Origin of the sequence: Paenibacillus sp. FSL H7-0442, from assembly GCF_038593105.1 — a bacterium.
GTDB lineage: Bacteria > Bacillota > Bacilli > Paenibacillales > Paenibacillaceae > Paenibacillus > Paenibacillus polymyxa_D.
This window is the reverse complement of the sequence record NZ_CP151963.1, coordinates 2,360,752-2,374,164: the sequence shown is the minus strand read 5'-3', so window position 1 is coordinate 2,374,164 and position 13,413 is coordinate 2,360,752. Positions and strand designations below refer to the sequence as shown.

Sequence of the window (13,413 nt, the reverse complement as noted above, 5' to 3'; positions counted from 1 at the left end):
GATTCACACACAATCCGGCGGGCATGATTGTCCCCTTACAGGCATAGGCTGTAGATAAGAACCCTTATTCCCAAGGAGACGTGGAATGAAAAACAGTACGCTGTTGAAGATGCTGCCTTTTATGATTCCGTTTGCCTTTCTCATCCCTGTGCTTGTCACGCTATCTCCCCAGTGGCTTCGTTTGTTAGATGTGGGGCAGCTGCAGCCATTAAAAACGGTATTTATGGGTATTTTTCTGGAAGCTGTTCCGTTTCTCCTTATCGGTGTGCTCGTCTCATCCCTTTTGCAGTGGCTTGTACCGGAGACATGGATTCGCAAAATAGCGCCTGCACATCCTGTACCGGGTGTCCTGCTGGCCTCCTTACTAGGTATACTGTTTCCCATCTGTGAATGCGGCATGATCCCTGTCGTTCGCCAATTAATGCTCAAGGGAATGCCTGCCTATATGGGTATCACTTTTATTTTAAGCGGGCCCATTATCAATCCCGTGGTACTGGCTGCGACGATGATGGCTTTCCCTTCCCATCCCGAGGTCACTGCCGTTCGAACGGGTTTGGCTTTTACCGTTTCCGCGATCATCGGACTGATCGTGTATGCCTTTGTGCGAGTACATCCGCTCAAACGGTCGTTACTCTCTTTTAACCAGCAAAAGCAGAACAATCAGACTCATCGGCATAATCGCACATGGCGGGGATTTTTTGTACATGCTGGGGACGAGTTTTTGGACATGAGTAAATATCTCATTATCGGCGCATTATTGACAGCCTGCATCCAAACCTTCATCCCACGTAATGAGATGCTTTCGTTAAGTGAAGGAACGGTCGGATCGTACGCCTTTATGATGGGTTTTGCCTACATACTGTCGCTGTGTTCCACCTCTGATGCCTTTGTAGCCACTGCTTTTTCACATACCTTTACACTGGGTCCACTGGCGGCCTTTCTTGTACTTGGTCCGATGCTAGATTTCAAAGGCACGCTCATGCTACTAAGCACCTTCCGCACCAAATTTGTCGCCATCCTGGCCTTGCTCATTGTTTCACTTGTTCTAGTGGGTTCTATAGCTGCTGAATGGTTATTGGGGAGGTGAATACAAACGTGAATTCAACCTTTAGCATCCGCTGGCAATATGGCATTCGCTCCTTGCTCATGATCGGATTGGCTGTATACATCATCTCATTAAGCCGCACGAATGCACTTCATTACTACCTAGCTCCCCATATGCAAAAGCTACTCCTACTCTGTCCTGTACCCCTCTTGTTCATCGCATTGGCGATGGCATGGCACGGAATCGTTGGGGGGCGGGACGGTGAGGATGTATGTGATTGTGAGCACCCGTTGCCGCAAAGCTGGTTCAAAAAAACACTCGTATATGGAATGCTGCTCATTCCGCTCCTATTCGGTTCTTTGCTGCCCAATCAGGCACTTGGTAGTGATATGGCCGCCAAAAAAGGCATGTCCTTCACGTATCCCAACCCGGACATCCGACGGAAAACAGATACACAGACCACGAAAGCATCCACCTCCTCCCTTTTATCAACTGCATCTTCTGTCCCCACTTCGCCCCCTCCAGAGGGGAAATGGAGTCAGGAAACGCTGGATAAGCTGTTCGTTCCGCCTGATAAGTACAATGTGGAATTCGCCGAACTGGCGAAACGCCTGTATCAGCAACCTATCATACAGATCAAGCCAGAGATTTTTTCCGAAACTATTGGAGCCATTGAATTATATAAACAAGCTTTTGAAGGAAAAAAAGTACAGGTGACTGGCTTTGTGTATAAAGACGACAATCTGCCGGGTAAAGGGCTTTTTGCAGTAGGAAGATTCCTCGTCATGTGCTGTACTGCCGATGCCATGCCCTTCGGGATCATCGTCCAATCCCAGAAAGCCCCGTCCTTTGACAAGGATACCTGGGTGACCATTGAAGGAACACTGCATACCGCACAAAAGGGAAACGCTCCCGTACTTGAAATTCGATCCGAAAAAATAACCGCTGTCGAGCAGCCAGAATCCCCTTATGTCTATACCCAAGCAGACTCGGTAGCTACCTTTGATCGCTTGAACACAACACACTAACCCCGCCAAGGAGGAAAAATGATGAACAAAGTTCCTGTTATTTTAATCAGTGGTTTTCTTGGAAGCGGCAAAACAACACTGCTTTTGCGCCTGTTAGCCCATACCCGCCAAATTCCCCTTCGTGCTGTTGTTTTAATGAACGAAATGGGTGAATATAATGTAGACAGCGCTATAATTTCAGAGGAAATGCCTGACGTAACAGTAGAAGGATTGCTAGAAGGCTGCATTTGTTGCAGCAAAAGAAATGAACTGGCAGGGGCTTTGCATACCCTGCTCAGCCAGGAGCCAGATCTGATCTTCATGGAGACCACCGGGGTAGCCAACCCCGAACAAGTACTGGAGGAGCTTCGCTCCCCTCTACTGGCAGATCAGCTTTATCTGGTTCACAGCATCAGTGTTGTGGATGCTGAGCTGTTCCATGAATACAATAGCCGTTTTACGGCTGATAAAGAACTGGTTCGCACCCTGCACGGACAACTGCGCACCGCAGACTTCATTGTGGTGAACAAGACGGATGCAGCAAGCAGCCGTGAAGTGACGAAGGTCGTCAAAAGCATCCGCAAGCTCAACGATACGGCCAAGCTGCAAACTACTGAATATAGCCGGGTTGACCTTGAACCACTGCTAGAGCCTGTTCTGGCCTCCACATCCGTTGCCGCGAAACCTGTACAGACACCTCAACCAGCACCTGCACAGGTCCAGCCCACTGATGCAGATGCACTGTCTGTCCCCATTCCCGTCAAAAGTTCCGGACGACCCAGTATTACCTCTATAAGTACGCCGTTCAAAGTTATTTCTGCACACAGTCATAGCCACAGCCACGATCCCAACCAGACCCACTCGTTTTCCCATTTGGAGAGCTTAACGCTGCATCAATATTCTCCTCAGCCACTCGAAAAACAACGATTGGAGCGCTTTCTGACAGGGCTAGGCTCCTCTCTGCTTCGAGCGAAAGGTTATTGCGTGCTTCCTCAGGAAGGGACAATGCTTTTGCAATTTTCAGGAAATCACTTGGAGTGGCAGCCTACTGCACTTCCCGTGAGTCAGGGATATGTCACGCTCATTGGGGAGCAGCTCGACAAAGCATCCATTACCGACCAATGGGAACAGTGCTTCATTTCGCTATAAATAACAGGTCTAAATTAAGACAAAAAAACCTCCTGCAGATGCAGGAGGTTTTTTAAAAAGCGATGTTCACGGATTATAAGCATAATCCATGAACACAACGCTCGACTGTTCTTACTTAAGGTTATATTTTTTGTTAAAGCGATCCACACGGCCACCGATATCCACGTTTCTTTGTTTACCAGTGAAGAACGGGTGGGAAGCGGAGCTAGTATCTACACGGATAACTGGGTATGTGTTACCATCTTCCCATTCCATCGTTTCTTGCGAATATTTAGTGGAAGCACTCAGGAAAGTAAATCCACAGCTAGGGTCCAAAAAGATAACTTTGTTCAATGTTGGATGAATATCTTTTTTCATTAGTTTCACCTAATCTTTCATGTAGTTTTAGTTTCAACCTCAAACGTACTGGCGCAATACTCCATCAGTTGGCAAAAGGAACGGTTATGTCCCAGAAAAAAAGACGACAGACCTTAACGGTTGGCGCTCAAGCTCGTAAACGACAAGCAAACGATGCCGCATATATCGCATCGCCCATTGCACGAACGCTCCGGATCTTTCGTCAGCCTTCATCGTTATATAAGCATATAGTGAATGGTCCTCCGGCTCGTCCCAAATGCTGACACCAGCACAGGAGAAGTCGGTAGCCACGTGCTTTCGATTCAAAAGGCAAAGCGTGCCATGTAGCTCAGCATCTATCATACAGCCGTGAAAAAAAGCCGTTCTCTTAGATGCAAGCTTTAACTTTAGACGCTCTGTCCACTGGACTAATTCAAGTTTTCGCCGGTTCCATAACGCAGGCTTTTGCAAACTTAACAGGCTTCGCTCAGGAAGCAGGATAATTCAGGTTGCTATACAGCAGGCCTCAAATTATCTAGTTTCACGATGGATCGTGTACTTTTTCAGACGCGGAGAGTATTTTTTCATTTCAAGACGGTCCGGATGATTTCTTTTGTTCTTAGTTGTTGTATAGTTGCGGTCACCGGATTCGGTGCATGCCAAGGTAACAATTACGCGCATTTCTCTTCCTCCTTAATTGGAATACATGGTATACAATTACAATAGTAATTTTTACGATTAGTTTTATTCTATAATTCATGCTCCGCTTTGTCAACCTTAGAGTCACGGTTTATCGCTTCTTCTACCGTGTTCCAGCGATTACGGTACTGTGCAAGCTTCGGATGAAGTTGTAGTGGTTCGCTCGAAAGCACCAATCTGACATTTCTAATCCATTCTCCAAACGATGCATAGGAAGCGCACAAATTTGCCATTTCAGGACTCATGTACAAAAAAAGTGGGGTCGTATACTTTTCCGCCAAAAAACGAATAGCTGCTTCAATCGGCGTATACTTTTTACGCTTACCTTCCCAGCTCTCAATGACAACAGCACTCAAAGCCTGCTCCCGATGCCACTCTCCCAGCTCGTCCACCCGCTTGTAATACGAACGTACCGGCTGCTTCCACATTCTTCTGACGGTTTCTTCATGCAGCGGATACAGCACCAGCTTTGTAAAAGATAATGCAGCCCCCGTTTCGGCAAAAAGCTCCAGCTCTCTGGCTGTAATCTGCTCGAACGTATCATAGTAGACCATGGTCCCTTTATGCATCTCGATCGGAGGCTCATAACCATAGGGTACATATTGAAGGTTTCTTGTCATGCCGGACACTCCGTCCTTCCATAGATGAACTTTTCCTTCTATATTATACCCTTGTTTTGGCATGAGGTTACATCAAATGTTTATCCTTGTTCAACAGCAGGCGTATTACCGCGTGGACCCCTTCGGAATTGCAACGCATAAAGTCCCATCGTCACAAGCGCAATCAGTGCAAGCACCGTAAAAATATTGCTAAAGTTGAACACCTGCACATTAGATACGACAGGATTCAGATGAAAGGACGACGAACTATCTAGCGTTTTGCCCAAGATACTTGTCGTAATCGCTCCGGCAATGAAATTCAGCAGAGATAGCAGCCCCATTCCAACACCAATCTGGTCTTTCGACAAGGTACGAGAAATCGTGTTGGACATGGCAATTTGCATGAAGGTCTGACCTACGTTTCCGAAAATAAGCAAAAACAAAATCAGATACGGAGACGCACCCACAAACGTAGACAAGCTGATAAAACAAATAAACAAAAGCGATACAGCTGTATAGACGAGAAACGAATTTCCTTTGCTATCCGCCAAACGCCCCCCTCTTTTACCCAATAGAGCCGAAGCAATAGCAGCCGGAAACATAACCAGTCCAATTATTGCGGGCGTAAGCTGATTGAGACTGTTCAGAAACTGCGGTGCCAAGTACGGCAATCCAAAGCTAATCCCCGTCCCTAAAAAAGCGATAAGGAGCCCGTATGAATATTGTTTGTTACGGAACAGCTTCGGCTGGATGAATGGGTCATGTGCAGTGTTAATGCGCCATATAAACAGTGCAAACAGCACCATACCGACCAGAAAAAACATCATATTGGTTTGCGAAATCGAAAGTAATAAGAAGGCTACTGTTCCACCCAGCAATAATCCACCAAGAAAATCGAACTTCTGATCCTCTCCACGCTGATCGTCCAAATATTTACGAAAGAACGGCAATGCGATCAGTGGCAGCATGGAAATGACGAACAAAAAACGCCAGCTTGCAAAGCCTGTGATCAAACCGGAAATAATCGGAGCCAGTGCAGTACCTAACGCCAAGCCGATTGCTGTGACGCCCAAAGCACGTCCTCTTTTTTCAGCCGAGAAATAACGGACTGGGACGATCATAGCAGTGGCCGGAATAACAGCAGCCCCTGCAGCCTGAAGCAAACGAGCTACAATGAGCATCCAAAATTGATTGGCCAACAGTCCAATAAGCGAACCCAGTGCAAAAAAGATAATCCCAAACGTCAGCAAATCCTTAAGACGATATTTATCTGCCAATTTGCCGTAGGTCACCGAGCCAACCGCATACACGATCATATAGCCAGTCAGCAACCAACTTACATCGGAAGCACTAATATGAAACTCCTCTCGAATCACAGGCATAACGACATTAAACATAAAAGCGTTCATCACTGAAAAAACAAGTGTGAAAGCTAGCACACGCATAAGCTTATCCGCATTCGGATAAGTTTGTTCATTTATCATTTGGTTGTCTCCCTCTCCTGTAAACCTCTTATCTAAGATCGTAATTCACTGCTTTTGAATACCCCTATCCGGGTAAAATCTCTATATATTCGCTCATGCACGGGCGTCCGCAGGGTGGTAGTCGCGGAGAATTTTTTTAAGCAGGCCGCGCAGCGTCTCCGATTCTCCGACAGATAACGTTTCCCCTACCGAGCTTTTAATTGCCTCAATAGTACGTTCAGCTACCTTGTGAATCTTCAAGCCTTCCTCAGTCAAATAGATTTGCTTCATGCGTGCATCTTCCGGGTGACTTTTGCGTACTGCCCAGTTTTTCTTAACGATCCCGTTAACCAGGCTAGTAACGCTTGATTTATCAATAAGCAATAGCTTTTCCAAATCCGTATTGGTGACTCCAGGCGACATCGCCAGTATATAGAGCGTCTGCGATTGTGGGGAGGTGAGCCCCAAAGGGCGCAGTGCTATTTCAATTTCGCGCCGGACGGTAGTGAAAATCCATTTAATTAAATACATCGTGCTCTCTTCCTCCCAAGGAAGACAAACGGGATACACCTCGCTTCCCATCTCACTACGAACCTCCATATCTATCTAATTTTAATAGTTTGAATTCCAACTAATTTTAATCAGCTGTCTACTTAGTGTCAATACTTTCGTAACATGATGCTTTATTAGATAGGGTTAATTTTGAATTACAAATTCATCCTTTATGGAAATATAGGCACAATAAAAGACGAGTCCTTTGAAGGAAACCCGTCTTTTACTTCATTCATCATTCATTTCTGTTTTATAGTTGCTTAGTCCGCAGTTTTCACTTGAACTAGCGGATATTCTTCTCCATCAACGGTAACCGTGCTAGCATCATTCAGTTCCAACCGCTGCCAAAGGGTCAATAGCGTACGATAAGGATACTTCTTCAGATCATACTCCGATGGTGTGTCAGTGTCTGTGTCTGTATTTGCTCCATTGCCACTACCCTCAGTAGTAATCTCCGAAGTCAAGCCTCCGTCCGTGTTGCCAGTCACTGCTCCAGATTGATCACCACTTTTTCCACTGGATGTACCCCCACGAGCTGTGGAACCATTGTCCGTGGATTGTCCATCTGCTGTCGTGCTTTTTGTAGTGGCGCTCCCAGTGTTTACATCACCGGATGGATCATTGTTCGCCTTACTGGCTGCTTCCTTGTCGTTCTGTTCAGCAAGTGTAAAATTTTCGTATAAGTGCTCCTGCTGATCCGCACCGACAATGACGAGCTTCTTCGGCTTAAATTCTGCCTGCTCTGTCGATGTCTGAAACGCAAACAACAGCTTGACCATTTTCGTAGTGGACTTGGTATTAGGCACATGTGTCACTATCGCCGTAGGCTCCTTTTTTACGGGCACTGTAGGCTCTACAGGCTGTTGTTGTACAGGCTTCGGAGTGGCAACAGGCGCAGGTGTGTCAGCAGATCCGATCACCCCGGTTGCTTTCAGGCCGCCTAGCGTACCTGCAATGACAATCAGCACGATCCCGGAAATCACCCCACCTTTACGGAAACGACGAAGCGTTTTGACCAGAGGCGTGTCCGTCTCACGCTTTGCTGCCAAATAGAAATTTTTAAAGGCAGGCTTCGCAGGTTCAAAATATTGACGCCACAGCGTTTTTTTATGCAGTCCCTCTCGTCCTTCCTTTTGGAAGAATAGAAGTAGCGCACGTCTGTAGGATGGTTCAAAACCGCCGCGTGGAGTAGCAAACTCAGGGTGTTCCTCCGACCATCGGATAAAGCGGTACATCGTATCGTTATCCTTTGCCCATTTGCGAATCGAACTGACCAGGCGAGCGAAATCCAATATTCCCTCTCCCGGCCCGTCAGAACGATAAAAGGCAGGCAACAGACGGGCAAAATGGCCTTCCGCAAGCTGCTGGGGCAGCCAGCTGTAAGCCCAATCCTGTACCTTTTCTACTTCGCCGGGCTCCAGACCGTCCAGCACCGACGGTTCCGGGTCCTCCGTGTTAAACCAATCATAAGCCGCAACTAATCGCACAGCTTGTCCCTTAAGAGGAGCAGGCAGCTTTCCAACCCACTGCACCAAATCAGGCCGTGTGAAAAAAGGAATCTGTACGACCTGATCGGGTGATATTTCCTTTAGCTCTACTTCGGTAAGTAAATACCGATCCGACGCTTCCTGCAAGCGTTCTGTCAATCCAGATTGCTCCAGCGGGGACAGTTTGCCTACGGCAGAGTTGCTGTCCCATTGACGCAAGCGTTGGTGAATGGCAGCCACAGCCTCTACTGGTTTTCTTTCCGCACGCAGTCGACCCATCAGTGCAGATTCTGCCAAAAGCTGAAAATCGGCATTCGCCGACACTTCGATATACCTACTGCCCCATTCGTGCACAACAGCCAGCAGCCCCTTGGCATCCGGTGTTCTTTTCATCTGACTGTCCATGTAGGGAATGAACAGCATTTTTGTCAGTGCCGGATTACCCAACACTTTCGTAAAATATGCCTTGCCTAATGATGGATTCTCTTCAATTGTATGATAAATATACGTGACTGCTTCCGTATTTCTGGCAGTATAAGCATTGTTTAGCGAACGGATTAAATATTCCACCAACCGATTTTCGCTGCTGCGTGCATGAACTTTATAATAGTCCTTGAAACTATCTACCAGGCCTACATCCGGAATATATCCATCCTTCACCCGATCAAATTCATGATCAAAGAACGACAGAAACAGATCATTCAGCCTCATTTTACGTGGCAGCGCATCGGGTGGCGATAAATAATCAGTCAGGCTTCGTAACACAGTGATTCGTTGTTCGTTGTATAATGCCCGCTCTCCCTGCTCAATTCTGTACAACGTAATTAGCTCATGATAGCTGGATGGCGTCAAATCACGCCCAGCCTCCATACCTGTCAGCATTTGCTCGGCAAATTTGAAGAAATCGTCCGGCGTCTCACCATTCAACAACGTACGGACGATCCAGTCAAAATACGGCTGTCTCACCTGCTCTGCATCCACATTAAGTATTCGACTATGATTAGACAGGTCAAATACAAAGTCCTTTTCTACATTCCGATCACCGGGACGCAAACTAAAAGGCTCAACAAACATCAAGTGAATGCCTTTTCTGCTGTTTGGTTCCTGTGCATATGTAAGAAATCCGAGTCTGTTGCGAAATGCATAAGGCAGTGCTGCATATAACACAACAAGCAGTTGCTTGGCTGAAGATCCGACCGCTTCTACAGGAACATTCAGCGCTACGTATACCTTTTTGCGACCCGCTGCGGACATCATGACTGCGTATAAAAGCTGTTTGAACACTTCTTCGCTCAGCTGCAATTGAGCCAGCACTGTAGACGGGTCAACAGCCGGAAATACACTTCCACCTGGTAGGCGCTCCAATTCCGGCAAATCCGTTCCCTGCTCAATATCATAAGTATCAACAAAGGAGGTGTTCAGCCACTGCTTATAGTCAGACGGAGATTCACCATGTCCGGCTGGAATCACATAGTTGTGCGTGAAAAGGGCGCTTCGTAGCCCAGTAAAATCCGCAGCCTTATAAATACTGCGGCCAAGTACTACATCCCCGGACTCCGTCCGTACCAGATGTATGGCTTCCGGATAGACACTTTCCTGTTTCTCGCCGCGCGCCGTCAAAGCAGCAGGCGCATCATATACACATAAGGGATGCAGCACCTTTTTAATAAAAGAAGCATCCAATCCTTTGGAATTAGCCACTGTATCGAAGCCTTCCGTAGAACGGAAAATACCACGCCGTTCCCGTGTGTACATCTGCTGTTGTATCAAATGAGAGGTAGCATAACTCACTGTGATTCTCTCCCCTCAATGTACTTCAACTTATAAAGCAGCCAAATAAATGGCTCATCCACACGGATCGGACTAACCAACCCTTGCAGCTTTTGCTCAACCGGATTGCTACCCAGCGCGGAAACCGCGAAATAGGCCGTATCCGTAAAATATACATCCATCGTGCCCTTGAACGGTTTATCCACCTTTTCGATGAAGCGCCGAACTTCGCCATCAATGTTCGCAAACTCATCCAAATCCATATATTTGCGATGCTCCATCGGATTAAAAATATTGCTGTTCGTCTTGATGTATGTGCCTTCTTCATCTGCCAACGCAGTAAGCATATCACTTTTGGTCAGGACGACAGCGGTCGGAATGTCCGTTTTCCCTTTTTCCTGATAGGCAATAAAATCACCGAACATCGTAAGTACAACGTCACGCGGTTCATCATATTGTGAGACCCACTCACCCGGCTTATCGCCAAGGTTAATCTTAATGCGCTCCCGAATAGAGCGGATTTGTAGTGGATCGACCATAAAGAGAATACCTGCAGAATTCTTAATATGCTGTCCATGCAGTCCCAGATAGTCCTGATCTACCATTCCCTCACCGGCGACATCAAAAAACACTAGCGTCAGTGGCGGCTTTTCCTCATCCTTAAATACGAACTGGAAGATAAAAGGCTCCTGCATCTTTTCTTTTTGTGTCGATGTAAGCAGATCGCCTCTTTCAAATAAGGGTTCCTCATACATAGTGCGGAACTTTCGGCTGATCTCTGCATTGAGTGGCATGCAAGCCGCGTCAAAATGATCGGCCGTAACATGTTGCAGCGTGTGAATCAGGGAGGTCATATAAACAGATTTCCCTGCCTGCGAAGCTCCAATAATCGAAATGATATTGCTAGGCACCTTACCCGCAGTCACGGGCAACTCGTTATGGCAGTGCGGGCACAGTCGGTGACGCGTCAGCTCGCCATAACGGTCGGTCAGTCCTGTCAGTACATGATCAGAATACAATCGATGTTCCTCAGGAACATCAAGGGGATGTAAAATCGCCTCCATATCATGCACACTGTCCAAGCCAAAACGCTCCCGATATTTGTTCAACAGCTCATCTTCACCCAAAGCGTAGTCCTCGTCATCTTCACGGTGATGAGAAGCACGGAATACTACTTCCTCCGGGGAGAATTTACTAAAGCAATAAGGGCACACAATATCATAAAATAACGGCCTTGGCGCTGCCTGTGGCTTTCTTCTGAATAAATTGCTAAGAAAACTCATCGGTTGCGGCCTCCTTTCATTCAGGAACTAATTCATATACCGTGCCATATTTCTGGCCGTCCGTAAAAAACAGCCGCACATATTCATCTCCCCCCACTTCAACAGCGGGTAAAACATTCCGTCCCGCAACAAAAGGTGCTGTGAACGGATACAAGGTTCCATCGTCCCGATCTGCGGGATAGCCCCCACGCTTCTTCACGTAGCAAAGCGCCTCCTGCGGGACAGGAACTTCGGCTGTCACCTGAATTTGGACGGTTTTGCGGCTGCGAAACCAGCCTTTTTTATGGTGAACCGCATATCTGATTTTAGCCCTTCCGGTGCTCAACTCCAGTTGGTTGGCTCCGTCTTGCTGACGGATCACGTAAGTGTCTCCATCCTCCCGAACAGCCGGATACACGGTATACCGCACGCGTCCAATGCCTTCAATTCGGTCACGATAGCTGCCAGCAGCCTTATACTCCTCGCGTGTAAAAAGTTTTAGGCTTGAAAAAGGCGGTAAAACTTCACCTTTATTTTGCCCATTCACACCTGCATCGGCTGATTGCTTCGCAATATATACCACGGCTGCGCCCTCAGGCCACTGCCAGCGTAACACAACCCGGTTGTCATCAATTTTGTGGCTCAGCTCCGAAATAATAGGATCACCGGGCTGTGCTTCCCTATACTGCATAAGTTCCAGCCTCCCGTTCTAAAATCCACTGCTGCGTCGATTGCGCGTCGGGGCTTCCGGTGCCCCTCTTCGGCGTCCTGACGACTCACCCTGACTTCCTCCACCGGAAGATCGGCGAGTATTTTCCGCAATCGGCAGAACAAGCGAAAAGACAGCAATAAGGGCTGCCAGTACGAGCGCTGCCAACAAACGAATCATCAAGTCGCCTATAGGCGATCCAGATAATCCTTTTTCCAAAATAAAGCCAGCGAGCAAGCCTGCCGGGACTCCACCAATGGCGAAATTCCGTGCAAGAAAACGGTTATCGAACATCAGCCCAAGAGCTAATCCCAATAGAGCGCCGATAATGACCAGAGCCGTTACACGATAAATGGCAAAATACAGACTGTCGGCATATTCACCTGTCCGCTCCGTTACCAGTGTGCGATCACCGATTTTGTTATATATTTTACCGAACGCCTGAGTAAGTCCTTGGGCATTGGCTACATTAGAATAAGTTCCACCTGTCAGGTTAGCAATATTTTGCAATAAGGCTATACCATCCGACTCTGCCAGTTTCAGCCCGATCGTATTAATCGGAATCTGGCGGGCGATATAAGGAGCCAATGCTGTCTGGGTATCCAGATCGCTAAAACCATCAGAGAGCATAATAACGAGAGAACCTTTTTCCGCATTGCCTTGGGTTTCAATCTCCTTGATCGTCTCGTCCAAAGCAAGCCCGATCTCTGTACCGCCTGACATTATAGTTTGCATACTATCGATTTTAGAATATACCGCTTGCTTCTCTGCATCTGTGCCAATGGGAGTAAATGGCTGAACCAACTGCGCAGCAGATTCAAATGAAACAATGGCTACCCGCTTGTCTCCATCCATTTGGGCAATCAGACTCTTGGCAGCCGTTAGGCGTTCATTATCAGGATCTGTTTGTTGCATACTTCCGGAATTATCAATCACAAGTACGAGGTCCTGTACGCTCTTGCGCCCTTCAGGGTTAACCTGATAGCCCAACTCCAATAGCAGACCTGCCACGAACAACATCACCAACGTAGCAGGCACCAGTAACCTCCAGGATAACCCGGAGTAGCGCTGCCGCCATGAATGTCCATTTAACTGTGGCGAAATCAGTTCGCCAATCAGACAGCCTAGGCCAATGCACAGGGCCATGATGCCAAAATACAGCCCGATCACGATGATATGCGGCCAATGCCCTATCAATTTGTGAAGAATAAGCTCTCCCAAGATGAAGCCTACTACAGCGCCCAGCAAGCCGAACAGTAATAGGAGAACGTTAAATTTACGCTGCTTCATAAGAATCGTTGCTTCCTTCCATCATTAAAGTAGGATGAATATGTG

The 13,413-nt window shown here is 47.3% G+C and carries 13 protein-coding genes; 3 read left to right on the top strand and 10 right to left on the bottom strand.

The annotated features are described in order from the left end of the window. Positions 1-85 precede the first annotated feature (85 nt). The 3 genes from MHH57_RS10910 to MHH57_RS10900 are packed head-to-tail and all read left to right on the top strand — an operon-like array spanning position 86 to position 3,201. On the top strand, positions 86-1,087 hold the full coding sequence (locus MHH57_RS10910; protein ID WP_029519157.1) for a permease: 1,002 nt from the start codon (positions 86-88) through the stop codon (positions 1,085-1,087). 8 nt (positions 1,088-1,095) lie between these two features. Further along, positions 1,096-2,073: a TIGR03943 family protein gene (locus MHH57_RS10905; protein ID WP_029519156.1), complete on the top strand. Its 978-nt coding sequence runs from the start codon at positions 1,096-1,098 to the stop codon at positions 2,071-2,073. Between the two features lie 18 nt (positions 2,074-2,091). Continuing rightward, positions 2,092-3,201: a CobW family GTP-binding protein gene (locus MHH57_RS10900; protein ID WP_049817075.1), complete on the top strand. Its 1,110-nt coding sequence runs from the start codon at positions 2,092-2,094 to the stop codon at positions 3,199-3,201. 111 nt (positions 3,202-3,312) lie between these two features. On the opposite strand, the gene MHH57_RS10895 is transcribed toward MHH57_RS10900, so the two are convergent. The 10 genes from MHH57_RS10895 to MHH57_RS10850 all read right to left on the bottom strand — a co-directional run bounded on the left by MHH57_RS10895 (position 3,313) and on the right by MHH57_RS10850 (position 13,368). Beyond that, entirely contained in the window at positions 3,313-3,558 is a 246-nt protein-coding gene (locus tag MHH57_RS10895) for a type B 50S ribosomal protein L31 (protein WP_013310118.1), read from the bottom strand. Between the two features lie 84 nt (positions 3,559-3,642). Beyond that, positions 3,643-3,864 carry a hypothetical protein gene (locus tag MHH57_RS10890; RefSeq protein WP_238437774.1) on the bottom strand — a complete coding sequence of 74 codons (222 nt, stop codon included), beginning with the start codon at positions 3,862-3,864 and terminating at the stop codon, positions 3,643-3,645. Positions 3,865-4,068: 204 nt separating this feature from the next. Then, on the bottom strand, positions 4,069-4,218 hold the full coding sequence (gene rpmG / locus MHH57_RS10885; RefSeq protein ID WP_013310116.1) for a 50S ribosomal protein L33: 150 nt from the start codon (positions 4,216-4,218) through the stop codon (positions 4,069-4,071). Positions 4,219-4,286: 68 nt separating this feature from the next. Continuing rightward, positions 4,287-4,856: a hypothetical protein gene (locus MHH57_RS10880; protein ID WP_342435080.1), complete on the bottom strand. Its 570-nt coding sequence runs from the start codon at positions 4,854-4,856 to the stop codon at positions 4,287-4,289. A gap of 80 nt (positions 4,857-4,936) precedes the next feature. Next, a complete protein-coding gene (locus MHH57_RS10875) occupies positions 4,937-6,319 on the bottom strand; it encodes an MFS transporter (protein WP_069010194.1) in 1,383 nt (460 codons plus the stop codon). Positions 6,320-6,412: 93 nt separating this feature from the next. Further along, the gene (locus MHH57_RS10870; protein WP_029519152.1) at positions 6,413-6,880 is read right to left on the bottom strand and encodes a MarR family transcriptional regulator; all 468 of its coding nucleotides are present in this window, start codon (positions 6,878-6,880) and stop codon (positions 6,413-6,415) included. Positions 6,881-7,110: 230 nt separating this feature from the next. After that, positions 7,111-10,128 (bottom strand): hypothetical protein, encoded by a 3,018-nt coding sequence (locus tag MHH57_RS10865; protein WP_209948093.1) that lies wholly within the window; start codon positions 10,126-10,128, stop codon positions 7,111-7,113. Further along, positions 10,125-11,390: a hypothetical protein gene (locus tag MHH57_RS10860; RefSeq protein ID WP_029519150.1), complete on the bottom strand. Its 1,266-nt coding sequence runs from the start codon at positions 11,388-11,390 to the stop codon at positions 10,125-10,127. Before MHH57_RS10860 ends, MHH57_RS10865 begins: the two co-directional genes overlap by 4 nt. Before the next feature lie 16 nt (positions 11,391-11,406). Next, positions 11,407-12,060, bottom strand: coding sequence for a beta-mannanase (locus MHH57_RS10855; protein WP_069010195.1), 654 nt, complete (start codon positions 12,058-12,060; stop codon positions 11,407-11,409). Between the two features lie 18 nt (positions 12,061-12,078). Continuing rightward, on the bottom strand, positions 12,079-13,368 hold the full coding sequence (locus tag MHH57_RS10850) for a vWA domain-containing protein (protein WP_209948091.1): 1,290 nt from the start codon (positions 13,366-13,368) through the stop codon (positions 12,079-12,081). Between the last annotated feature and the right edge of the window lie 45 nt (positions 13,369-13,413).